Source organism: Enorma sp. (assembly GCF_982429025.1).
In genome coordinates this window covers 1-21,199 of sequence record NZ_CEWCAA010000020.1, presented here as the reverse complement: position 1 = coordinate 21,199, position 21,199 = coordinate 1, and the positions used below count along the sequence as shown (strand labels likewise).

Annotated in this window: 28 protein-coding genes and 1 tRNA gene; 24 read left to right on the top strand and 5 right to left on the bottom strand. The window is 60.4% G+C overall.

Going from position 1 to position 21,199, the window contains the following annotated elements:
- The first annotated feature begins 29 nt into the window (after positions 1-29).
- The 12 genes from rpmG to leuB all read left to right on the top strand — a co-directional run bounded on the left by rpmG (position 30) and on the right by leuB (position 9,876).
- Complete coding sequence (gene rpmG, locus AC1VS5_RS05000) at positions 30-179, top strand: 50S ribosomal protein L33 (RefSeq protein WP_019127809.1); 150 nt, start codon at positions 30-32, stop codon at positions 177-179.
- Between the two features lie 15 nt (positions 180-194).
- Positions 195-270, top strand: a tRNA-Trp gene (locus AC1VS5_RS04995).
- Between the two features lie 79 nt (positions 271-349).
- Complete coding sequence (gene secE / locus AC1VS5_RS04990; protein ID WP_481217896.1) at positions 350-757, top strand: preprotein translocase subunit SecE; 408 nt, start codon at positions 350-352, stop codon at positions 755-757.
- A gap of 3 nt (positions 758-760) precedes the next feature.
- Entirely contained in the window at positions 761-1,297 is a 537-nt protein-coding gene (gene nusG / locus AC1VS5_RS04985; RefSeq protein ID WP_019127811.1) for a transcription termination/antitermination protein NusG, read from the top strand.
- A gap of 120 nt (positions 1,298-1,417) precedes the next feature.
- Positions 1,418-1,846, top strand: a complete 429-nt coding sequence (gene rplK, locus AC1VS5_RS04980) for a 50S ribosomal protein L11 (protein ID WP_019127812.1) — start codon at positions 1,418-1,420, stop codon at positions 1,844-1,846.
- 105 nt (positions 1,847-1,951) lie between these two features.
- Positions 1,952-2,659 carry a 50S ribosomal protein L1 gene (rplA, locus tag AC1VS5_RS04975; protein WP_019127813.1) on the top strand — a complete coding sequence of 236 codons (708 nt, stop codon included), beginning with the start codon at positions 1,952-1,954 and terminating at the stop codon, positions 2,657-2,659.
- Between the two features lie 306 nt (positions 2,660-2,965).
- A complete protein-coding gene (locus tag AC1VS5_RS04970) occupies positions 2,966-3,316 on the top strand; it encodes a PadR family transcriptional regulator (protein ID WP_019127814.1) in 351 nt (116 codons plus the stop codon).
- Entirely contained in the window at positions 3,313-4,503 is a 1,191-nt protein-coding gene (locus AC1VS5_RS04965) for a permease prefix domain 1-containing protein (RefSeq protein WP_481217895.1), read from the top strand. Before AC1VS5_RS04970 ends, AC1VS5_RS04965 begins: the two co-directional genes overlap by 4 nt.
- Before the next feature lie 459 nt (positions 4,504-4,962).
- The gene (locus AC1VS5_RS04960; protein WP_481217894.1) at positions 4,963-6,483 is read left to right on the top strand and encodes a 2-isopropylmalate synthase; all 1,521 of its coding nucleotides are present in this window, start codon (positions 4,963-4,965) and stop codon (positions 6,481-6,483) included.
- Between the two features lie 134 nt (positions 6,484-6,617).
- Positions 6,618-7,883: a 3-isopropylmalate dehydratase large subunit gene (gene leuC, locus AC1VS5_RS04955; RefSeq protein WP_481217893.1), complete on the top strand. Its 1,266-nt coding sequence runs from the start codon at positions 6,618-6,620 to the stop codon at positions 7,881-7,883.
- A 113-nt stretch (positions 7,884-7,996) separates the two neighbouring features.
- Positions 7,997-8,497 (top strand): 3-isopropylmalate dehydratase small subunit, encoded by a 501-nt coding sequence (locus AC1VS5_RS04950; RefSeq protein ID WP_087186770.1) that lies wholly within the window; start codon positions 7,997-7,999, stop codon positions 8,495-8,497.
- 212 nt (positions 8,498-8,709) lie between these two features.
- Positions 8,710-9,876, top strand: a complete 1,167-nt coding sequence (gene leuB, locus AC1VS5_RS04945; RefSeq protein WP_481217892.1) for a 3-isopropylmalate dehydrogenase — start codon at positions 8,710-8,712, stop codon at positions 9,874-9,876.
- 146 nt (positions 9,877-10,022) lie between these two features.
- Here leuB and AC1VS5_RS04940 read toward each other — a convergent pair whose 3' ends face one another.
- Positions 10,023-10,346, bottom strand: coding sequence for a type II toxin-antitoxin system HicB family antitoxin (locus AC1VS5_RS04940; RefSeq protein ID WP_481217891.1), 324 nt, complete (start codon positions 10,344-10,346; stop codon positions 10,023-10,025).
- A gap of 211 nt (positions 10,347-10,557) precedes the next feature.
- Between AC1VS5_RS04940 and AC1VS5_RS04935 the strand changes: the two genes are divergently transcribed.
- The 5 genes from AC1VS5_RS04935 (at position 10,558) to AC1VS5_RS04915 (ending at position 15,550) form a co-directional block, all read left to right on the top strand.
- Positions 10,558-11,001 carry a helix-turn-helix domain-containing protein gene (locus tag AC1VS5_RS04935; protein ID WP_481217890.1) on the top strand — a complete coding sequence of 148 codons (444 nt, stop codon included), beginning with the start codon at positions 10,558-10,560 and terminating at the stop codon, positions 10,999-11,001.
- Positions 10,998-12,683: a serine/threonine protein kinase gene (locus AC1VS5_RS04930; protein ID WP_481217889.1), complete on the top strand. Its 1,686-nt coding sequence runs from the start codon at positions 10,998-11,000 to the stop codon at positions 12,681-12,683. The genes AC1VS5_RS04935 and AC1VS5_RS04930 overlap by 4 nt, the downstream gene beginning before the upstream one ends.
- Positions 12,684-12,987: 304 nt before the next feature.
- A complete protein-coding gene (locus AC1VS5_RS04925) occupies positions 12,988-14,139 on the top strand; it encodes a helix-turn-helix domain-containing protein (protein ID WP_481217888.1) in 1,152 nt (383 codons plus the stop codon).
- 15 nt (positions 14,140-14,154) lie between these two features.
- The gene (locus AC1VS5_RS04920; RefSeq protein WP_481217887.1) at positions 14,155-14,688 is read left to right on the top strand and encodes a hypothetical protein; all 534 of its coding nucleotides are present in this window, start codon (positions 14,155-14,157) and stop codon (positions 14,686-14,688) included.
- An 88-nt stretch (positions 14,689-14,776) separates the two neighbouring features.
- A complete protein-coding gene (locus tag AC1VS5_RS04915) occupies positions 14,777-15,550 on the top strand; it encodes a hypothetical protein (RefSeq protein ID WP_481217886.1) in 774 nt (257 codons plus the stop codon).
- 36 nt (positions 15,551-15,586) lie between these two features.
- On the opposite strand, the gene AC1VS5_RS04910 is transcribed toward AC1VS5_RS04915, so the two are convergent.
- A complete protein-coding gene (locus tag AC1VS5_RS04910; RefSeq protein WP_019127827.1) occupies positions 15,587-15,775 on the bottom strand; it encodes a helix-turn-helix domain-containing protein in 189 nt (62 codons plus the stop codon).
- Between the two features lie 107 nt (positions 15,776-15,882).
- On the opposite strand from AC1VS5_RS04910, the gene AC1VS5_RS04905 reads away from it, so the two are divergent.
- From AC1VS5_RS04905 to AC1VS5_RS04885, 5 genes are all read left to right on the top strand, one after another.
- Complete coding sequence (locus AC1VS5_RS04905; RefSeq protein ID WP_481217885.1) at positions 15,883-16,539, top strand: DUF4230 domain-containing protein; 657 nt, start codon at positions 15,883-15,885, stop codon at positions 16,537-16,539.
- A gap of 207 nt (positions 16,540-16,746) precedes the next feature.
- The gene (locus AC1VS5_RS04900; protein WP_481217884.1) at positions 16,747-17,040 is read left to right on the top strand and encodes a nucleotidyltransferase family protein; all 294 of its coding nucleotides are present in this window, start codon (positions 16,747-16,749) and stop codon (positions 17,038-17,040) included.
- On the top strand, positions 17,027-17,386 hold the full coding sequence (locus tag AC1VS5_RS04895) for a HepT-like ribonuclease domain-containing protein (protein ID WP_481217883.1): 360 nt from the start codon (positions 17,027-17,029) through the stop codon (positions 17,384-17,386). The genes AC1VS5_RS04900 and AC1VS5_RS04895 overlap by 14 nt, the downstream gene beginning before the upstream one ends.
- 124 nt (positions 17,387-17,510) lie before the next feature.
- Entirely contained in the window at positions 17,511-17,801 is a 291-nt protein-coding gene (locus AC1VS5_RS04890; RefSeq protein ID WP_144688891.1) for a hypothetical protein, read from the top strand.
- Positions 17,794-18,075: a hypothetical protein gene (locus AC1VS5_RS04885; protein WP_144688890.1), complete on the top strand. Its 282-nt coding sequence runs from the start codon at positions 17,794-17,796 to the stop codon at positions 18,073-18,075. Before AC1VS5_RS04890 ends, AC1VS5_RS04885 begins: the two co-directional genes overlap by 8 nt.
- A gap of 128 nt (positions 18,076-18,203) precedes the next feature.
- Here the strand turns inward: AC1VS5_RS04885 and AC1VS5_RS04880 are convergent, their stop codons facing one another.
- Positions 18,204-18,533 (bottom strand): type II toxin-antitoxin system RelE/ParE family toxin, encoded by a 330-nt coding sequence (locus AC1VS5_RS04880; protein ID WP_186297463.1) that lies wholly within the window; start codon positions 18,531-18,533, stop codon positions 18,204-18,206.
- Positions 18,526-18,825 carry a type II toxin-antitoxin system Phd/YefM family antitoxin gene (locus AC1VS5_RS04875; protein ID WP_144688888.1) on the bottom strand — a complete coding sequence of 100 codons (300 nt, stop codon included), beginning with the start codon at positions 18,823-18,825 and terminating at the stop codon, positions 18,526-18,528. The genes AC1VS5_RS04880 and AC1VS5_RS04875 overlap by 8 nt, the downstream gene beginning before the upstream one ends.
- 201 nt (positions 18,826-19,026) lie before the next feature.
- On the opposite strand from AC1VS5_RS04875, the gene AC1VS5_RS04870 reads away from it, so the two are divergent.
- Both AC1VS5_RS04870 and AC1VS5_RS04865 read left to right on the top strand, forming a co-directional pair.
- Positions 19,027-19,368, top strand: coding sequence for an arsenate reductase family protein (locus AC1VS5_RS04870; RefSeq protein ID WP_481217882.1), 342 nt, complete (start codon positions 19,027-19,029; stop codon positions 19,366-19,368).
- 179 nt (positions 19,369-19,547) lie between these two features.
- Positions 19,548-20,123, top strand: coding sequence for an NAD(P)H-dependent oxidoreductase (locus AC1VS5_RS04865; protein WP_481217881.1), 576 nt, complete (start codon positions 19,548-19,550; stop codon positions 20,121-20,123).
- Positions 20,124-20,284: 161 nt separating this feature from the next.
- Here AC1VS5_RS04865 and AC1VS5_RS04860 read toward each other — a convergent pair.
- A partial coding sequence (locus AC1VS5_RS04860) for a mechanosensitive ion channel family protein (protein WP_481217880.1) occupies positions 20,285-21,199 on the bottom strand: 915 nt, incomplete at its 5' end.

The window sequence follows — 21,199 nt, the reverse complement described above, 5'->3', positions numbered from 1 at the left end:
TGGGGGCGGTATTTGGAGGTAATTGATTCATGCGTACTCTCGTCACCCTTGCATGCACTGAGTGCAAGCGTCGCAACTACACGACGACCAAGAACAAGGCAACCATGCCTGATCGTATGGAGATCAAGAAGTATTGCCCCTGGTGCCGTCGTCACACGGTGCACAAAGAGACTCGCTAGTCTCTTATCGTTTACACGCCAGTAGTTCAATTGGTAGAGCATCGGTCTCCAAAACCGAGTGTTGAGGGTTCGAGTCCTTCCTGGCGTGCCAGTCTTCAATCCGTAAGCCTCGTCGTTTCGGGGCTTACGGTTTCCTGTGTTAAGCGCTCATTGCGCCGGAGGTAGCTACTATGGCCAACAAGAAGAACAAGAAGAAGGCTACGCAGAAGACCGACGCTGCCGCTGCGCCGTCTTCGAAGGCCGAGGCGAAGGCTACCAAGAAGGGCGCCGAGGCTAAGCCTAGCAAGGGCGCTCGCGGCGCTAAGGCCACAAAGGCCACTGCGGTGACCAAGTCCAATGAAAAGGCGGCCAAGGCGAAGGACAAGAAGGGCAGCAAGCCTGGGTTCTTTGCCGGCATCGCGCGCTACTTCGCCTCCGTGAAGAGCGAGATGCACCGCGTGACCTGGCCGAGCAAGAAGGAGCTCATCAACTACTCCGTGGTGGTGTGCGCTTCGCTCGTGGTGGTCGGTGTCGTCATCGCGCTGCTTGACTTCGTGATCGGCGAGGGTCTCTTCCTCGTCTCTGGATTGAGGGGCTAAGCCATGTCGAAGCGTTGGTATGTAGTTCACACCTACTCTGGTTACGAGAAGAAGGTCAAGGACACCCTTCAGCATCGCATCGAGACGATGGGCATGCAGGACCGCATCTTCGATATCCAGATTCCCATGGAGAGCGTGACCGAGATCAAGGAAGGCGGAAAGCGCGAGACCAAGGATGTCAAGGTCTTCCCGGGCTATGTACTCGTCCGTATGGAGATGGACGACGATGCCTGGACGTGCGTCCGCAACACCGAGGGCGTCACCGGTTTCCTTGGCGGTAACGGCAAGCCCGCTCCGCTCTCCCGCGATGAATATAACAAGATGATGCGCAAGTCCAAGACGGGCGACGCTCCCAAGCGCACCACCGTTGGGCTCGAGGTCGATATGGCTGTTAAGGTTACCTCTGGTCCGCTTGCAGATTTCGACGGCAAGATTTCCGAGATCAACGCCGAGGCCGGCAAGGTCAAGGTCACGCTCGAAATCTTTGGCCGCGAGACTCCGGTCGAGCTTGGGTTCGACCAGATCGAGGTCATTTCCTAAGATTGGATTGTACGCGGGCCGGTGTTTCCCGTTCAGACCGCTCATCCGAACGGGTGCTTCTAGCACGGGCGCGCTTACGATAGTTCGATTTCACGTCATTCGGTTCAGGAAGGTTTTGAGATGGCTGAGAAGAAGATTGCCACTGTCATCAAGCTTCAGATTCCTGCCGGTCAGGCCAACCCGGCGCCCCCTGTCGGTCCTGCCCTTGGTGCTGCCCAGGTTAACATCATGCAGTTCTGCCAGGCGTTCAACGCCGCCACGCAGGACAAGGCGGGCGATATCATCCCCGTCGAGATCTTCGTCTACGAGGATCGCTCCTTTGACTTCGTGACCCACACGCCTCCGGCGGCCCACCTCATCAAGAAGGCCCTCGGCCTCAAGAGCGGTTCCGCCGTGCCGCAGCGCGACAAGGTTGGCCAGCTCTCCCAGGAGCAGCTCACCCAGATCGCCGAGACCAAGATGCCGGACCTCAATGCCAACGACATCGAGGCCGCTAAGAAGATCATCGCCGGCACCGCTCGCTCCATGGGCGTCACCGTCGCTGAGTAACGTTGTTTTCCTGCGGGTGCGCTAAGGTGGCGCACCCGTTTGCGCGCAATAGGGCGCGCGTTTGATGTGGGAGGGCATATGCCCGTTGACCACAGGAGGTAGAACATGCCGAAGCATGGAAAGAATTTCCGCGCCGCTGCGGAGAAGGTCGAGAAGTTCAAGCTCTACAGCCCGCTTGAGGCCGTGAAGCTCGTCAAGGAGGTCGCTCCGGCCAAGTTTGACGAGACCGTTGAGGCCCACTTCCGTCTGGGTATCGACACCCGCAAGGCTGACCAGAACATCCGTGGTTCCATCTCCCTGCCCCACGGCACCGGCAAGACTGTTCGCGTCGCCGTGTTCGCCGAGGGCGAGAAGGCCCGCGAGGCCGAGGAGGCCGGCGCCGACGTCATCGGCTCCGATGAGCTCGTGGCCGCCATCCAGGGTGGCGAGATCAACTTCGACGCTGCCATCGCTACGCCGAACATGATGGCCAAGGTTGGCCGCATCGGTAAGATCCTTGGTCCCCGTGGCCTCATGCCGAACCCCAAGCTCGGCACCGTGACCATGGACGTTGCCAAGATGGTTGGCGAGCTCAAGGCCGGCCGTGTGGAGTATCGCGCCGACCGCTATGGCATCTGCCATGTGCCGCTGGGTCGCGTGTCCTTCGACGACCAGAAGCTCGTTGAGAACTACGCTGCTCTCTACACCGAGATCCTCCGCGTGAAGCCCTCTTCCGCCAAGGGTCGCTATGTGAAGAGCATCGCCCTCAGCTCCACCATGGGCCCCGGTGTCAAGGTTGACCCGTCTGTCCAGCGTGACTTCATGGCTGAGTAGCTCCTGCGACATAGCTCTTGCAGCTTGTTTACTAAAGCCCGAGTGCCCCTGCGGCACCCGGGCTTTTTTTCAGTGAGACAGTTGTGCCAGGTCAAACTGTCTCATGGGGCGTTTTTATACGCAAAGTGATAAAACGAACCCGGTTCGTTTTATCACTATCCGAAGAGGCGAGCAACGAGAAACGTTACAACGGAAAATATATTTCTAAAGAAGTATATCGACACACATAGTACTCTGTGTTACAGTTACCTCAGAGTAAGAGCGGGGGAATACGCCCCCGCATCGAAAACGCCAGGAGGTGACGGTATGGCTACACGGGATGCGGTGAGCGACCTCATCCGGGGCAACATCGATGCCATCATCTTGTGCACGTTGAAGGATGGTGACAGCTATGGGTACGAGATCCTCAAGGATATCGCGACGGCGAGCCACGGCGAGTACGAGATGAAGGAGCCCTCGCTCTACACAAGCCTCAAGCGCCTTGAAGGCCAGGGCAACGTGGAGAGCTACTGGGGCAACGAGACACAGGGAGCTCGGCGCAAATACTATCGCATCACAGATGCGGGTATCGGCGAGTTGGCCGAAGCGACCGAGCGCTGGGTACGCGTTCGCAGAATCATTGACAGACTGCTCAAACAGGATGGAGGAGACCGATGAACGAATTGCGCATGTACGTCGAGCACCTCTTTGAAGGACGGGTGCTCACGCAGGAAAGTATCGAGCTGAAGGAAGAGATCTACGGTAACCTCGTCGCGCGGTACGAGGATTACGTCGCAGGCGGCATGTCTGAGGCCGAGGCGCTGGAGAAGACGAAGGCGAGCTTCACGAGCATCGAGGACGTGTTCAAGGAGTCTGGAGAGGTCGAGGACTCGAGTGCAGGGGAGGCCGCATCCGCCCAGGCGGGGGAGAGCGGGGCAGCGAGCTGGAATGCAGGCGCTGCGCAGGCTGCACCCGGTGCAGACGGAATGGGCTCCGCTGCCGAGACCGCGCAGATGCCGCGTCCCGAGGGAGCGCCGGTGCCGCCCGATGGCGTGGGCGCCGAGGGCCAGGCCACGGCGGGCACCCAGGCTGCACCCAAGACCCGCTCGCCGCGCAAGATATGGCCGTTTGTCGTGGGCGGTGTGTTGGCAGCGTTCATCTTACTGGCCATTGTGGGCACCGCCGTGTTCGGTCTTATTGACGAGGCCGATGTGGGCGAGCCGTCTTCGACTGCGCAAAGCATCACGCAGAACAATTCGGCAGCAACCGATGCGAGCCAAGGAGCCGCGAACGGCCAAGATAGCTCGAGCACAGGTGGAGGCGCCTCGAACCAAACCTATGACGACCTCGATGACCAGCGGGAATACGAGGCAACGAAGGCTGTGGACGACGCCATCGCGGCGCACTCCATCGACACGCTCAAGAGCTATACCGGAAACAGCCTGCCCGACCAAGGGTTCTTCGAGCACTTGCCGCTGAGCATGTATGTGTCGAGCGCGGGCTCGGAACAGGGGAGCAGTGCGAGCTACAACGTTTACTACGCCGGAGTCTCGGACGACATCGATGGCGATGGGGTCGATCGAGCGCTGGTCTACAACGCGGTGGCGGCGTTCAGCGTGTATCCGGAGCTGCAGACGATCAACTTCACCGTGCAGGACGCAGACGATACGGCCCACGACGCAAATGTCTACTCGTTCAATCGCGATACGCTGGAGCACGCCTTCGATAACGCGAGCGGCGGGGCCATCACGCAGCTCAACAGCTCGCTGTACGAGTCGCAGGAGAGCTGGGACCAGGTGCGTGATTACGTGACACGCAACCACTTCTACGACCGTCAGACCGACTTGGCCGAGATTGACGACTAGCCACGGCCATCAGCCGCGCCAAATGGGGACAGTCCCCGATTTGGCGCGGCCTCGGCAATGCTCGGCCTTTGCGTTAACAGACGGGACGCTTGCCGAGAGCAGGCTTGCGCGCCGCGCGCATTCTGCTAGACTTTAGCGCAATGCAGTGCCCGCCGGGCACTGCGGGCGAAGGGGTGGCACATGATGCTCGCATCGAACAACAGCGCACGGGTGGCCCCGGTGGCCGCTGTCGCGCTGATGCTATCCCTAGACGAGCTACTACTAGGCGCTTGCGCGTAGGGTACTTCGTCTGCTTATTCGCTAGATGGCTCATCTGAAGCACCCCACGCGTATCGGACGTCTTGCAGGACGTGAAACGCGGCGGGGTGCTTCTCGTGTATCGCATGGAAACGCTTTACCTCCTGCAAGCGCAAGCAACGAGCCCGGGCACAACCGCTGCGGGCGAGAGCAGGAGGAAGCATGACCAGGAAAATCAACATCTTCGATACGACCCTGCGCGATGGCGAGCAGTCGCCCGGCGCCAGCATGAACACCGAAGAAAAGCTCATCATCGCGCGGCAGCTCATCCGCATGAACGTCGATGTTATCGAGGCGGGCTTCCCCATCTCCAGCCCCGGCGACTTCAAGAGCGTCGCCGAGATTGGCCGTATCGCGGGCGATAGGTGCACCGTATGCGGCCTCACGCGTGCCGTCGACAAAGACATCGAGGTTGCAGCCGAGGCGCTTAAGACCGCCAAGCGCCCGCGCATCCATACCGGCCTGGGCGTCTCGCCGAGCCATCTGCGCGACAAGCTGCATCTCACGGAGGACGAGGCGATTGAGCGCGCCGTGCACGCGGTGAAGCTCGCCCGCTCGTTCGTGGACGACGTCGAGTTCTACGCCGAGGACGCCGGCCGTGCGGACCAGGATTTCCTCTGCCGCATTATCGAGGCAGCCGTGAAGGCGGGTGCCACCGTGGTGAACATCCCCGACACGACCGGTTACAACATGCCGTGGGCCTTCGGTGCGCGCATCGCCGACCTGCGCGAGCGCGTGGACGGCATCGAGGACGTGACCATCTCCGTACACACCCACAATGACCTGGGCATGGCCACGGCGCTCGCGATCGAGGCCGTCCGCAACGGCGCCACGCAGGTCGAGTGCACCATCAACGGCTTGGGCGAGCGCGCGGGCAACACGGCGCTCGAAGAGGTCGTCATGGCCATCCGCATGCACGGGCAGGAGCTCGATGCGCACACCGATATCGTGACGCAGGAGCTTACGCGCGCAAGCAAGCTGGTGAGTTCCATCACCGGCATGACGGTGCAGGCCAATAAGGCCATCGTGGGCGCCAACGCCTTCGCGCACTCCTCGGGCATTCACCAGGATGGCGTACTCAAGGCGCGTGACACCTACGAGATCATCGACCCGGCCGATGTGGGCGCCGGTGGCTCGCAGATCATCCTCTCGGCGCGCTCTGGCCACGCAGCGCTGCGCCACCGTATGGCAGAGCTCGGCTACACCTTTGCCGATGACGAGTTCGAGAGCATCTACCAGGCGTTCCTTGAGGTTGCCGATAAGAAGAAGGAAGTCTACGACGAGGACCTGGAGAGCATCGTGCACGAGCGCGAACGCGTGACCAAGGCCATCTGGACGCTCGGTGCGGTACAGGTGAGCTGCGGCTTCCCGCTTACGCCCACGGCGACGCTCACGCTCGTGGACGAGGATGGCGAGGAGCACACGGTCGCCGCCTTCGGTACGGGGCCGGTGGACGCCGTCTACAAGGCCGTGAACCAGATCGTGAGCGTGGAGAACGACCTTTCCGAGTTCGCTATCAAGGCCGTTACGCGCGGCATCGACGCGCTGGGCGAGGTCACGGTGCGCGTAACTGCAGGCGACGGCCAGGTGTACACCGGGCGCGGCTCCGATAACGACATCATCGTGAGCTCCACGAAGGCCTACATCAACGCCCTCAACCGCCTCATCTCCGATCGCCAGTGAGTCATTTTGGGACGGGGTTGTTTTGACCCATTTTGAGACAGTTTAACCCGGTACAACTGTCTCATGCGCGTTCCCCGGAGGAAACCGTCACGTACATGTCCGATTTCCCTTCATCAGCAGGAAGGATTGATCCAATGCCACGACCGATGACCGTAGCAGAGAAGATTCTGGCAGCCCATGCCGGGCTGGACGAGGTTCGCCCCGGCCAGCTCGTAGAGTGCGATTTGGACCTCGTGCTCGCGAACGATATCACCGCGCCCATCGCGATCGACGTGTTCCACGAGCTGGGCGCCACCGAGGTGTTCGACCGCGACCGCGTGTGCCTGGTGCCTGACCATTACGCGCCCAACAAGGACATCAAGAGCGCGGAGCAGACCAAAAAGATGCGTGACTTCGCCCACGAGCAGAAGATCACCCATTACTGGGAGCAAGGCTGCGCGGGCATCGAGCATGCCCTTCTGCCCGAGACCGGCACCGTGGTGCCCGGCGACCTCGTGATCGGTGCGGATTCTCATACCTGCACGTACGGCGCGCTCGGCGCGTTCTCCACGGGCGTGGGCTCCACAGACGCCGGCGTGGGCCTCGCCACGGGCCGTGCATGGTTCAAGGTGCCGCCCACCATTAAGTTTGAGATTGAGGGCGAGCTCACCGACGGCGCCACCGCGAAGGACATCATTCTGCACATCATCGGTCTTATCGGGGTTGATGGCGCGCTCTATCAGGCCATGGAGTTCACCGGATCCACCATCGCGAGCCTCTCCATGGAGGGCCGCATGTGCATCTCGAACATGGCGATCGAGGCCGGCGGCAAGGCGGGCATCATGGAGGTCGACGATGTGGCGCGCGTGTGGCTCGAGGGCCGTTGCCAGCGCCCGCCGGTGGAGTACCATGCCGACCCAGATGCCGAGTACGCCCAGGTCATTCACATTGACGCGGCGGACATCAAGCCGTGTGTGAGCTGGCCGCACCTGCCGAGTAACACGCACCCGGTGAGCGAGTCCGGCCACATCACCATCGACCAGGCGGTGATCGGCTCGTGCACGAACGGGCGAATCGAAGACATGCGCGCCGCGGCCGAGGTGCTGCGCGGACGGCGCGTGGCCGAGGGCGTGCGCTGCATCGTGATCCCCGCGACGCAGGCGGTTTTCAAGCAGTGCATGGCAGAGGGCCTGGCGGATGCGTTCATCGATGCCGGCTGCGTGTTCTCCACGCCTACGTGCGGCCCGTGCCTGGGCGGCTACATGGGAATCCTTGCCGAGGGCGAGCGCTGCGTGTCCACGACGAACCGCAACTTCGTGGGCCGCATGGGCGACCCGACCTCCGAGGTGTATCTGGCGAGCCCGGCTGTCGCCGCTGCGAGCGCCGTGGCCGGCCGCATCTGCGCCCCGTCCGACCTGTGAGTCATTTGAGTCATTATGGGACGGGGTCATTTTGAGTCATTTTGTCTTACGCCCCGTTCTAGCCTGCCTCTTTTCCCGTTCCCGTTCATCCCTTCCTGCGAAAGGATTTCTCTATGCACTACGAAGGTACCGTTTTCCGCTACGGGCGCGATGTCGACACCGACGTCATCATCCCCGCGCGCTACCTCAACAGCTCAGACCATGCGCATCTGGCGGCGCATGCGATGGAGGACCTCGATCCCACCTTTGCCGAACGCGTGCAGCCCGGTGACATCGTGGTGGCGGAGGAGAACTTCGGCTGTGGCTCCAGTCGCGAGCACGCGCCGGTGGCGCTCAAAGCGGCGGGAGTGAGCTGCGTCATCGCCAAGAGCTTCGCGCGCATCTTCTATCGCAACGCCATTAACGTTGGCCTCGCCATCTTGGAGTGCCCGGATGCCGTGGACGCCATCGCAGACGGCGCGCGCGTGGCCGTGGACACCGAGACCGGCACCATCACGAACCTCGATACGGGCGCGACCTTCACCGCTGAGCCCTTCCCGCCGTTCATCGCTGAGATTATCGAGGCCGGTGGTTTGGTGGAGCGCACGCGCCAGAAGCTCGCTCGCGGGGACTGAGGCACCGCGCTTGGCGCGGCCGTCGGTTGCCGTACGCAGGGTGTGTTCCCCCTCATTCACGCCAATGTGCGGCACCTCGGCCTCGCTATGGGAAACCCGCTCAGTTCCCTGCTTCATTTGCGAGACAGTTTAACCCGGCACAACTGTCTCTTTGCCGTTATGAGACAGTTTAACCTGGCACAACTGTCTCATCCGATTGCCAAGGAGGGCATATGCCGCTTGATAATCCGTTCGCATCTGGCCCCAACTCGGAGAGCTGGAGCTGCAACGTGAAGAAGACCTACAAGATCTGCTGCTTGCCGGGCGACGGCATCGGCCCGGAGATCATCGCCGAGGGCAAGAAGGTGCTCGCCGCAGTGGGCAAGCGTTACGGCGTTGATTTCCAATGCGAGGACGCGCTCATTGGCGGCGCGGCTATCGATGCCTGCGGCAACCCGCTGCCCGAGGAGACGCTCGCTGCCGCATGTGCGTCCGATGCCGTGCTGCTGGCTTCGGTAGGCGGGCCCAAATGGGATTCGACCGACCCTGCGGCGCCCCGTCCCGAGCAGGGGTTGCTACGCATCCGCAAAGAGCTCGGCTTGTACACCAACCTGCGTCCGGTTCAAATCTTCGCGGCGCTCGCCGATGCATCAACGCTGCGCCCCGAGGTCATCGATGGCGTAGATATGATGATCGTGCGCGAGCTCACGGGCGGCCTGTACTTCGGCAAGCGCGAGCGTTTCTACGACGAACCCGGCGCCGGCACGGCGGGGGAGCCCGGCCAGCGCGCGTACGACACGCTCGAGTACCGCGAGTACGAGATCGAGCGCATCGCGCGGCAGGCATTCGAAGCGGCGCGCAAGCGCCGCGGCAAGGTGTCGAGCGTGGACAAGGCCAACGTGCTGGAAACGAGCCGCATGTGGCGAGAGATCGTTCACCGAATCGGCGCCGCGGAGTACCCGGACGTGGAGCTGGAGGATGTGCTCGTGGACAACGCGGCCATGCAGCTCATCAGCCGCCCGGCCGACTTCGACGTTGTGGTGACGGAGAACATGTTCGGCGACATTCTCTCCGACGAGGCCGCGCAGATCACGGGGTCGCTCGGCATGCTCGCGTCGGCGAGCCTGGGCGACGGCGTGGCACTCTACGAGCCGAGCCACGGCAGCGCGCCCGACATCGCGGGGCAGGGGGTCGCCAACCCGCTCGCTCAGATCCTCTCCGTGGAGATGATGCTGCGCTACAGCTTCAGCATGGGCGAGGCGGCCGACGCGGTGCGCGCCGCGGTGACGGCCGTGCTCGACGAGGGCTGGCGCACGCGCGACATCGCCGACTCCGCGACGCCTGCGGACCGCATCCTCGGCACCGCCGCCATGGGCGACGAGGTGGCCAAGCGGATTTAGGGGCGAGCGCGCTCGCGCCTGCGCCCGCACCGACGGACGCCGCGCCGCGCACCCATATACACCATCCATCGGGGGCTTTCGCAGAGGCGAGGGCCCCATTTTTTGGCGCCGTTTTGGAGCAAGGGGCTTCGCCGGCACTCCCGATATTAGATTCGCGACACTAACAGCTGGTTGATGGATACATGCGCCTCCGCCGCCTCGATGGCAACTCGTCGGTGCTGCTCGGGTGTCATACGCAAGGGAAACTTTCCGCTGAACCGACGACGCCCCAAGGGGATCGGCGGCTGCTCTCCTGCTTCAGTCATATCGGAAAGCACGTCGCCGACAAGGCCAACCAAGCCGCTCAAGGCGTCCTGTTGCTGGTCGGCGATATGGGAGAGACTGGGGAATTCCGCGACCGTTGCGACGTAGCCCTCATCTTCATCGGACCAGAAGACGTGATAGGTGTACTCATCTGCCTTGATATCCATCGTTCACCATCCGTTCTACTGCGGCCATCATCTGACGTACTTGATATGGGGAGACCATGCCGCTGCGATTTTGGATGTTGACCCACGTGTCTCCTGTCCAAGGCGTGCGATACACATGATGCGACCCGTGGATGCATGGCTCTCCATGAGAAGCCATCTTCTACAGAAAGGGTATCATGGTGATGCTGCGCGGAAGGTGAGAGGGGGAGGCATGGCCGAGGAACATCTGACGGCGGATTTGCTCAAGCAGCTTTCCGCTGCTGCAAGACCAGAAGACTACCTGCTCCAGGGCGAGACCATCGATCGAGAGCTGTCGGATTACTTCAATGAGCTGCGGAATGATCGCGGCATGAAACGCGCTGCGGTGGTGCGCGAATCTGCGGTGAACGAAACCTTTGTTTATGACATCTTCAAGGGGAAGAGCCTTCCCGGTCGCGACAATGCTCTCAAGCTTGCATTTGCTCTGCGCTGCAGCCTCATTGAAACGCAGCGGATCTTGCGGCTTGCAGGCGTTTCAGAGCTTTGGCCCAAACGCTCACGCGACGCGGTCATTATCTGGTGCATCGAACGCGGCCTCACGCTGGCGCAATGCGATGACGAGCTCTATCGCCTGGGTGAGCAAACGCTGGTAAACCCAGAGGATGATTCCGCATGAGCCAAGACGGCAAGCGCATTCTGCATGGGATGAATATCGACGATGCCTACGTGGTCGAGTGCCAGCTGGCGCATGGAGTCGACGGTGTGACGGAGCTCGTGTCGCTCGACGGCACCGGGCCGTTTGTGCGTAAGCGCATACCGCTCGATCGGGCGCACCGCATGGTGTGGGCTGCGCTTTCCGAATGCGATAGCCCGCATCTTCCGCATGTTCACGCCGTGTATGAGATGCCCGATGAATTCGTTGCGGTATTTGACTACGTACCGGGTAGAACGCTTGAGGACGCCATGGGGGAGCGCGGGCATCTTCCGCTCACTGAGGTGGCGCCGATCATTGCGGCGCTATGCGAGGCCACGGCCGAGCTCCATGCGCACGGGATAATCCACGCGGATATTGCCCCTCGTAACGTGGTGCTCGCTGCTGACGGTGCGCATCTTATTGATTTCGGAATCGCGCAGATGGCGTTCGACGAGCCGAAGCGCGATGATGCGGCGTGGGGGACCAGAGGGTTCGCCGCGCCAGAGCAGCATGGCTTCGCGGCGATGGACGCGAGGTCCGACATCTATGCCATCGGCCGGCTCGCAGGGTATCTGCTAACGGGCGCGGTGCTGCCAGACAAGACCTTCGAGGGCGAGCTCCGCTGCTCGGGAATGGTGCCTGAGGGCGTGTGTCGGGTGCTGGGACGCGCTTGCGCTTTCGAGCCGAGTGCGCGCTATCAAACGGCCAAGGACCTTGCAGCTGCGTTTGCTGAAGCCTGTGCGGGCGATGCTGCTCCAGCGAGTCAGAGCACTCCTCCGGTAGGCTGGCCGGCGTACGAGCAAAACGCCACGTATGCAAGGCAACCTGCGCCGCATGATTCGGATCCTATCAAGCGGAGCGGTGAACGGCCGCCCCTGTATCGCAAGGCCATCATGCTCGCGCTCACGGCTCTTGCCATCGCATGCGCGATAACTGCCATGTATCTGCTGGTCTCCGATAGGTCAACTCCACATGGGGCACAGCAAGATACGCCGATATCGATGTTGGCGAATAGCTCTGGCGGGTATGAAGACACAGGCGATGCCTATGCAGGCAACTCATCGACCGATTTGGTCGAAAAGGCTGTTGAAGGTCTTAGGATTGCCGAATCGACGTGGTGCGTATCGAACGGATTCGTGCATTATGCGGTTGCGATAGAAAACGCGAGCGACGACGTGGTCGCACTGTTCCCTACGGTGACCATAACGGGCAGAGCGGAGGACGGCAGCGTCCTCTTCTCGAGCGAACAGGTACTCAATGAGCTGTATCCAGGTGAGACCAGGTATTGGGGGAGCATAGCGGGCGATGGATCGTCGGTGCCGGCTAGCGTTGAGTTTTCTATGAGCCGACCGGCAGACGGAGAGGTGCAAGCTGCCTCGGGCGAGCCAAGTAGGCTGCGCGTATCTAACGTATCGACAAGAAGGAACCAGTTTTCTGACGTCGTCGTTACAGGTGAGGTGACCTTGGAATCGCTTTCTGCGGGAAGCATCGCTTCCCAAGTGCAAGTTATTGCTATCGGGCGCGACGCTCAGGGTGCTATGGTCTTCGGATTCGAGGGATATGTCTCGCTGCCCGCGGAGGGCGACACGGTGCCGTTTGGGGTAACCAGCTTCGATGACGTTCCCGAGTTCGAAACGGTTGAGGTCTACGCTTACACCTGGTAGGCGGGTCGGTCTACCAACTTGGCGGCTGAGCTCTCCACTCCTATTCTCACTGCAAGGCGAATGCTTGCGATTGGTGTCTGCCGTCGCGGGCGCTTCGTGCCCATAACGGGCAGAGCGGGTGCGCGCCCGCGCGGACGGCGCGTCGGCGCCGTACCGCCTGTATAACCGCCCGTTCGCCGGAGCGTTTTCAAAAATTCAGTTGGCAACTGAGGAAGTCCCAAGACCATTTCGCGAAAATTGCAATCGCTCTTCCGGAAGGGCCCGCCAACAGGGCGGTGCTGCGGTTCTCCAGAAGGGAGTTGCGATGGAAGAACGGCAAGGGCGTGGAGCCAAGGGTGCGGGGCGTGAGCTGCGTGCCTGGCTGCTCGGTCGCTCGCCGGGCCTCGGTGCCCACGTGCTTGCCGCCCGCTTACCGGGCGGTACAGCATGGAGGGCGAGGGAGGTGCCTATGTGGAAGCGGTCGGACGTTGAGCGCCTGACGGGCCTCACGCGTCACATGATTCAGGACCTATGCAACCCCAATACCGGCGGGGATGGCTTGGGGTTCTGGGAGCCGGCGATATCCAAGCCGGGGTATTCGCGCTTTGACGAGGGCGACCTGCTGGCGTTCTACCTGGTGCGCCAGCTCATGAAGGCCGGGTTCACGCTCAAAGAGATCGAGTCGGCGGTGTTTGATCTGATGGAAGATGACGATTCGTTTGAGCGCGCGTTGCGCCGGAAGGCGACGGTGCTGCATCGGCGCCGGGCTGAGCTCGATAGCAAGCTGAGTGCGCTCGAGTATTTGGAGGTGGCCGCGACGGCGGCGACCGATGATCGCTTGTATGCCGTGATGGAGGTTGCGCTGACGCAGAGCGCGGAGCGTGCCGTGCACGTTGCGACGACCGAGGCACAGGCGGCGGAGGCGGATGAGGAGCTTGTGCGTCGTGGCATGCGCGAGCTGGTTGCTGCCGTGCTTGGCGCGCTGCGTGGCGAGGACGCGCCTGCCGAGATGGGCGGGTGCGGGATTGCCCCGCGGGTTGCTGGCTGGGCGAGAGCGGTTGCCGATCTTCTTGCCGATGATACGGCGCCTGCCACCGCCGGTGCCCAGAGGCTGATCCGGGAGATGGCGCATGCGATCGCGAGCGAGGGCGCGAGCGCGGGCGGGCATGCTGGCAGCGTGCACGACGCCCTTGCAAGCGAATGCAGCGGCAACGTATGCGAGGCCCTTGCAAGCGAATGCACCGGCAACGCGTGCGACACCCTTGCAAGCGAATGCGGCGGCAACGCGTGCGAGGCCCTTGCAAGCGGGCGCGCCAGTAGCGCACGCGATGCCCTCGCGGTCTGTGCCCTCGCCGCATTTCTCAACGAATCGGAAAACGGCGTCCCCATCGAGCTCGTTTTTGGCGAGGGTTCGTTCGCGTTTCTCGCGCAGGCAGCCGTAGCCCGCGTGAACGATATGGATATGCAGCTCAGATAGAAGGGGTGGATGGATATGGGAGAGGCAAAGATGCCGCGCGCGGGGTTGGGGGCAGAGCGCCTCGTGGCTCGTATCGCGATGGCCGTAGGCGCCCTCATGTTGGTGGCGGCGTTCTTCTTGCCATGGGCTTCGGCGGGGGACGAGTTCCGCGATGCTGCAGCGCTCGCACCCGACGTTGTGTTCTATGAGCCTACAGGGATGACGGTTTCCGGTGCGACCGATATCTCGCTCATGGAGTACGCCCAGGTGTATGGCTCCATGGGAGGAACGTGGCAGGTATATATGGTCATCATGTACGCGACGGTGGGCGTAGCCGCTGTTGCCTTGGTTTTCGCTGCATTTGGGAAGCCCGTTCCAACGGTGGTATTCGGCATCGCGGCTTTTGCCGCCTCGCGCCTTTTGGTATGGGACTTTGGTGATCGCGGGGTGCTTCCCAGCAGTACGCACGATTGGGGCCTCGCGCCAGCGGTGTACACCGTTGGCCTTGTTGTGGTGTTAGTTGCGTCGGTTTGGATGTTCATGCTCAGGCGGCAGGAGGGCAAACGATAGGAGAAAGGCGTTTCCGCTCGACCGGCGGGGGCGCCTCGCTAGACGTGCCGGAGCAAAGCGTAATGGTATTCGAGGTAAGGAGAGTGCGATGAAACGATTTTGGATGATTGCTGCGATGGGTGTCTTGGCCATCGTCCTTACGGGTTGCAACAATGGGGGAGGTGCTGAGCCCTCTGCGGCGGGATCGCAATCGGCGGGGCAGGACGCGTCTGCTGGAGCGGCCTCTGCTCAGCAGAGCACGGTCGAAGCAGGAAGCCCGGAGGAGGTTCTCGCCAATATACAGGCCGATTTTAACGATACCGCTCAGAAGTTGTATGACGAGCAGGCGGCGATGTTTGATGAGGTTGGTGAGAACTTTGACGACTATACTGCCAACCAGCAGCTCGTTAATGACTGGTACGCGCTTGCGCTGAGCGAGACGGAGGCGCTTGGAGAGCGCACCTATGAGAATAGCAAGGTGTACTTCCAATCGGTGATTAACACGGTTGACTCCAATGACGATGACGCAATTCATGATGCCATCGAAGCGTACTATGATGCGATTTATGAAGATGCCTATGGCGACTATTACGATGCCGTCTATGAGGACGCGTTCAAGGACGCCTATGATCAGTTCTACGACGGCATTCTTGCTGATGCGCTTGATACCGAGGACTATGGCGTCGTTTCGGATGCAAGGTCTGAGGAGTATGACAATTGGTCCGATGCGCGCTCGGACGTCTATAACGCGATTTCCGATGCTCGTTCGGATGTTTACGATGTGAGCTCCGATGCATACAGCGCGTACTATGACGATGAATTCGTTCTCGATGAAATCTTCCGGGATCCGGTCGTCAACGTGAAAAAGAATGACGAGGAGTAGGGACCTGGAGACGCGGTGCCGTTCGGTCCAAGTGGCTTAGAACTCCACGAGTTCGCGCACCGGCGTATCAAGCGCTCGCGCGATGCAAATGAGGATATCGATGCCGATGTCGGCCGTTCCTGTCTCAATCTTCCAGAGATAGGAACGGCTGATTCCCGTCATGAGGGCAAGTTGCCGCTGCGAGATTCCTTGCTCGGTGCGAACGGCCCTGATCCGGGAGCCCAAACTTCTCTTTTCGCGCACGTTATCCATGTTCTGAGCATACGTGCGGTATAGTGTGATGTGGCTCACTGTAGAGAGCATATATCGGGGAAGCATGATTGGGGTGGATCATGGCATTTAAGCTATCGAAGGGAAAGGTGAAGCTGGCAAAAGCTGGTGCTATCGGCGCGTTAGTCGGCCTGTTGCTGGGTATCGTGGGCACGCTGTTTCTTTCAAATTACAATCCGCCTGATGACAACTCGCATAACGAGGCGTCGGTCGTATTCGGTAGAATCGTTTCTCAGAATGAGCTCGTATCGGTTTCGCAGGATTACAACATCGTTGATAAAGTCTCAGATGCTAATTCTTTTTTCGGATTATTCGATATTCCGTTTACTGGGAACAGCTTTTGGTATCGCTATACCGGGACTATTAAGGCTGGCGTGAACTTGGAGACGGCGAATATCGACGCGCAGGGGACCAAGATTACCATCACGCTCGATCCCGCGTACATTATTTCGAATGAGCCGGATATGGATCAGTCCGGGGTGCTCGAAGAGAATAACAACGTCCTTAATCCAATTCACGTAGATGATGTTGACGAGTTCCAGCGTTGGTGTATTGAGCAGAGCGAGGCGGACGCGATTGAAGGCGGTTTGCTCGAGGACGCCCAGGTTGAAGCGGAAAGCAGGCTGTCTAATCTCTTTTACGTTGCGCTCGGAGACGAATATACCGTTGAATTTGTCTGGCGCGAGGCGCCGCTAGAGACGGAAGAGGCTGCGGATTAAGTCGAGCCGCCATGAACGGGGAGTTTTGATGATGGGCGCGGAGATCGTTGTAGTGGTAGTGGTTGGTGAGGTGTTGCTTGCAATAGATTCTGCAAAGTAGACCTCATGTCACCACGTTATGGCTCGGCTTGAGTGGCCAAATGTCATTATTTTGCTTGCGGAACTCCGGCATTTAGCAGGGTATACTGTCCACAAAGGAGGTGCCCGATGCTCGAGATCCGCGATATCCAGCAGGCTGTGCGCGCAACAGCGCAAAAGTACGGTCTCACGAAAGTTACTCTTTTTGGCAGCTTTGCTCGCGGTGACGCGCACGAGGGTTCCGACGTGGATTTTCTTGTCGAGACATCGGCGCCCTTGGGCTTTGCGCGCGGGGCGATTTACAACGAGCTGGAGGCATCGCTCAACCGGCCGGTGGATATCGTTTTTGGCGTGCAGAACCTCTACCCATTTATAAGGGACGCCGTCGATAGCGAGGGGGTAGTGCTTTATGAGGCGCGATAAGCCCATCCCCGACAACGCGCGAGCCTTTATCATCCAAGAGGTCATTAGAAATGCAGAGATGATTTGGAAGCGCATCGATGAGCACCATATCGATGAAGGTTCCTATGCCCACTCGACTGAATACCAAGACTTGCTCACTATGCCGATGCTTCGAATTTGTGAGTTGGTGACCGAGTATCGAAGCGTTTTCGAAGAAATTGACGAATCGTATCCATGGGCAGATGTTGCAAAGATGCGCAGCAAGATTGCGCATCCCTATGGCGGATTCGACTTTGGCTTCGTGTGGGATGCCGTTACCGTGGATCTCCCCGAGCTCGTTGATGTTTGCCGGAAGGGGATTTCGTAACTCCGAGGTAGCGTGTAGTAAGACACTGCATGTATGAAGCATTGTGATACCTACACGTACATAGTTCTGTACATAATCATGTACGTTATTGGCTACAATATAGTGCGAGACCAAGGAGATGGCCATGGATGCAATCTATTCGGCAACGGCGCTGCGCGATCATCCCCGTGAGGTGAAGCGTGCTGCTCAAGAGCGTCTCGTACGCATTACCGAGAACGGCAAAGGCGCCTATGTGTTTTGTTCTGAGGAAGTCTTTCAGCAGCAGATAGACGATGCGGTCGAACGTGCTCTATACGTGCAGCGCGCTGAGGCGGCGATTGATGCGGGGCGGCGTGCGTTCGAAGCGGGGGACTATATCGAGGGCATCGATGCCGCTCGACAGGCAGTGGCAAAGCGGCGGGTTCCTCGTGGCTAAGCTGCTGTTCACCGCCCCGTTTCTCGATGATCTGGCCCAACTCGATGAGCGAGTTGAGGCAGAGGTGTGGCGCAAGCTCGAATTAGTGCAGAGCGTGCCGGGCGTGGGCACTTCTCTTGTTGAGCCCCAGCTCATCCGCTCGTATGGCACATCCTGCCTGAAGATAGCTGTTTTTGGCTTTGATGCCCTGTATGAGCGACATCCCGCTGCCGACGATGCGGGTGATGAGTTCGTTGTTGTTTTGGGAATCATCTCCCAGCGGCGCGTTCGCTGAGCGTATCAGCGTTTCACGCATCGCGACGCCCGGTAGGTGGTAGACGCCTGTAGCGATGTCCGCATACCGTCGCGATGCATACGTGGTAGAAAAATGCTCCAAATGGATTATCTCGGATTGCTTTGCCGCTAAAGCTCTTGTTCGGCAATTGCTAGCCGTTCGCTCACGTTGGCTCTTGCAAACAACACGCGGGCAATAGTGACGCGCTGGGTATCTTCCTCGACCCAATAGAATGCGACGTAGTGGCCTGAGCGTATGGTTCGATACTCATGGGCAAGCGGTCGAACCGGTACGTATACGGAGCGACGGTACGGCATGCTGGTCAGGCTTTCCGCAGCAGCGATGATCCCTTCAATGGTGCGAGTTGCCGCTTCAGGATTATCAAGGGCAAGGGTAATGTACCGTGCGATATCTTCGAGGTCCTGCCGAGCGGTAGGAAGATATGAAACGCTATACATGGCTGGCGGCATAGGTTTGCTCGGCGGCCCTTGAAATGACGTTTCGAATCGACTCCAGCACCTCATCTGAAGAGTATCGCGTGCCCGTCGTTTCGGCTTTGCGCTCTGCCTCCTGCAGTTTTGCGTATACGCGGCTATCAAATTCCAACGCCTCGTACGTCTCCATGCTCATGACCACCATGTCGCCGACGCCGTTTTTTGTGAGGAATATAGGCTCGCCGCTATCGTGCACATCCCGCGAAATCTCGGCAAACTTGTTGCGAAGGTCGGATATGGGGCGAATGCTTTGCATGACAGCTCCTCAAAGTACAGATGCCTTAGCTATCATAATTATGATAGCTAAGGCAAAGAGCAGGAGCAAGAACAATAGCCTGGAGTAAATCGTCGCTGTTCGGAGAGTATAAATATGAGCAAAGCTTTTCTGATCCATGGTAGCCTGTACCGTGGTTAGACAACTTCTTTTGAGCAGGCGAATGAAAAAGAGGTGGCTTGCATGAACATCCAGATCTTCGGAACCAAGAAGAGCTTCGACACCAAGAAGGCGCAGCGCTACTTCAAGGAGCGGCGCATCAAGTTCCAGTTCATCGACCTGCGCGAGAAGGAGATGAGCAAGGGCGAGCTGCAGAGCGTGATGCGCGCGGTGGGCGGTCTCGACGCGCTCATCGACCCCAAGGCCAAGGACCAGGACGCGGTCGCGCTCATCACCTACCTCGCCGAGAGCCAGAAGTTCGACAAGCTGCTGGAAAACCAGCAGATTCTGCGCGAGCCTATCGTCCGTAACGGCAAGCAGGCCACGGTGGGCTACGAGCCCGATACCTGGAAGACCTGGGAGTAGCGGTGCCCTTCGCTGCTGCGTTCTAGGGAGGCTGCGGCACAAACGGCCCGCCGTGCCCGCAGCCCCAGAGCGAAGCCGCTCCCTCCACCCGCCGGCCCGCGCCCTCCGCGGTGCCCATGCCCAGCCAGACTGTCGCTTCTGCCGCCGTCATTCATCTCGCGCCTCCGAAAGGAACCCCCATGAGCACCCTCATCGTCTACTGCCACCCCTACGAGCAGAGTTTCTGTCACGCGATGCTCGATGCCCTCTGCGAACGCTACGACCGCGAGGGCACTCCGTACCAGGTCATTGACCTGCATGCAGACGGCTTCGACCCCGTCCTCTCGCGCGACGAGCTCGCGGTCTACGGCGAGGGCACGGCGCTTGATCCGCTCGTGACGCGCTACCAGGGGCTCGTCGCCGGCTCCGACCGCCTTGTGTTCATCTTCCCCATCTGGTGGAACGACATGCCCGCCATGCTTAAGGGCTGGCTCGACAAGGTGCTGCTGCAGGGCTTCTCGTGGGAGCCCACGGGTGCAGGCCTCAAAGGCACGCTCACCTACATCACATCGGCAGAGGTCTACACCGCGTCTTCGAACCCCACCGAGTTCCTGCGCGAGCAAACCGGTGACGCCATCCAGCGCATGTTCATCGAAGGCACGCTGTGGCAGCTCGGTATTTCGAGCGGTACCTGGGAGAACTTCGGTAGTATGGATGTCTCAACGGAAGAGGAGCGCACGGCGTTTTTGCGGCGGCTGGCAGGGAAGGACGAGTGACCCGGCGTACGGCGGCTGGCGGGGAAGGACGAGTGACCCGGCGTGCGGCGGCTGGCCGGGAAGGGCGCATAACCGGCGTCCAGCGGGCTTTTTCGGCGGTTTTCCCGGGGCCAGAAAGTAGACCATGCGAACAATGAATAAAACCAATGCGATTCTGCATATTATCCCAGCATTGCCGCAATGGCGCGCACAACGGCATCCTTGGCGGCGGAGGTTTTGCTCGCATCGGCCACGGTCAACACGACGCTGCCCTTGATGCCCAGCTCGCCAACCTCGGAGAAAAACACGCTGGGCCCGTCGGTCACGGCCGACGCGCTTTCTGCTGCGCGGCGCGCCTCGGCAATGATCTGGGCGGAGAGCTCGTCGAGGTCGACGGGCTTGCCCGCACGCGCGCGGTCGCGTGCGGTGGTAGCCTCGTCGCTCCCGGCGGCGCTGGCATCCCCGCGCCGCGCCTCGAGTTCGCGCAGCGTGGGATAGGTGCGCGGCACGCTGAAGGGCACCGTTACCCGGCTTGCAGGCAGAAGGTGCACGAGCGCCGTCGTGGAGATGATCGAGTTGGGGATGATCACCGTCTGCCCCAGGCTGTCCTTGATGGTGGTGTGGCGCCACGTAACGTCCTGCACCACGCCGCGCTCGCTGCCCACCTCGATGTTGTCGCCGGGCTTCACGATGCCCATGAACGTAACCTGGAGTCCGCCAATGAGGTTGGAGAGCGTGTCTTGGAAGCCGAGCGAGACGGCGATGCCGCCGACGCCGAGGGCGGCGATCACCGAGCTCGTGTTGACGCCGAAGCAGCTGTCGAGCACGATGCTCGCGCCGACGATCCAAATGATGGCGCGCACGATGTTAATGATGATACTCGAGCTGGGCAGCGGGTTGCTACCGTGGTGCAGCATGCGCGTTGCCGCCTTGACGGTAAGCTTTTCGACCACCCGTGTCGCTATCACGATGATGACCGCCCATGCGACCTGTTGGAAAAGCGGGTGGGTGACGATTGCCTGAATGCTGGAAAGAACGCCGTCCATGATGCTCCGGTTCTCGCTGCGATGGTCCTTCTCCCATGGTACCCGAAGCGC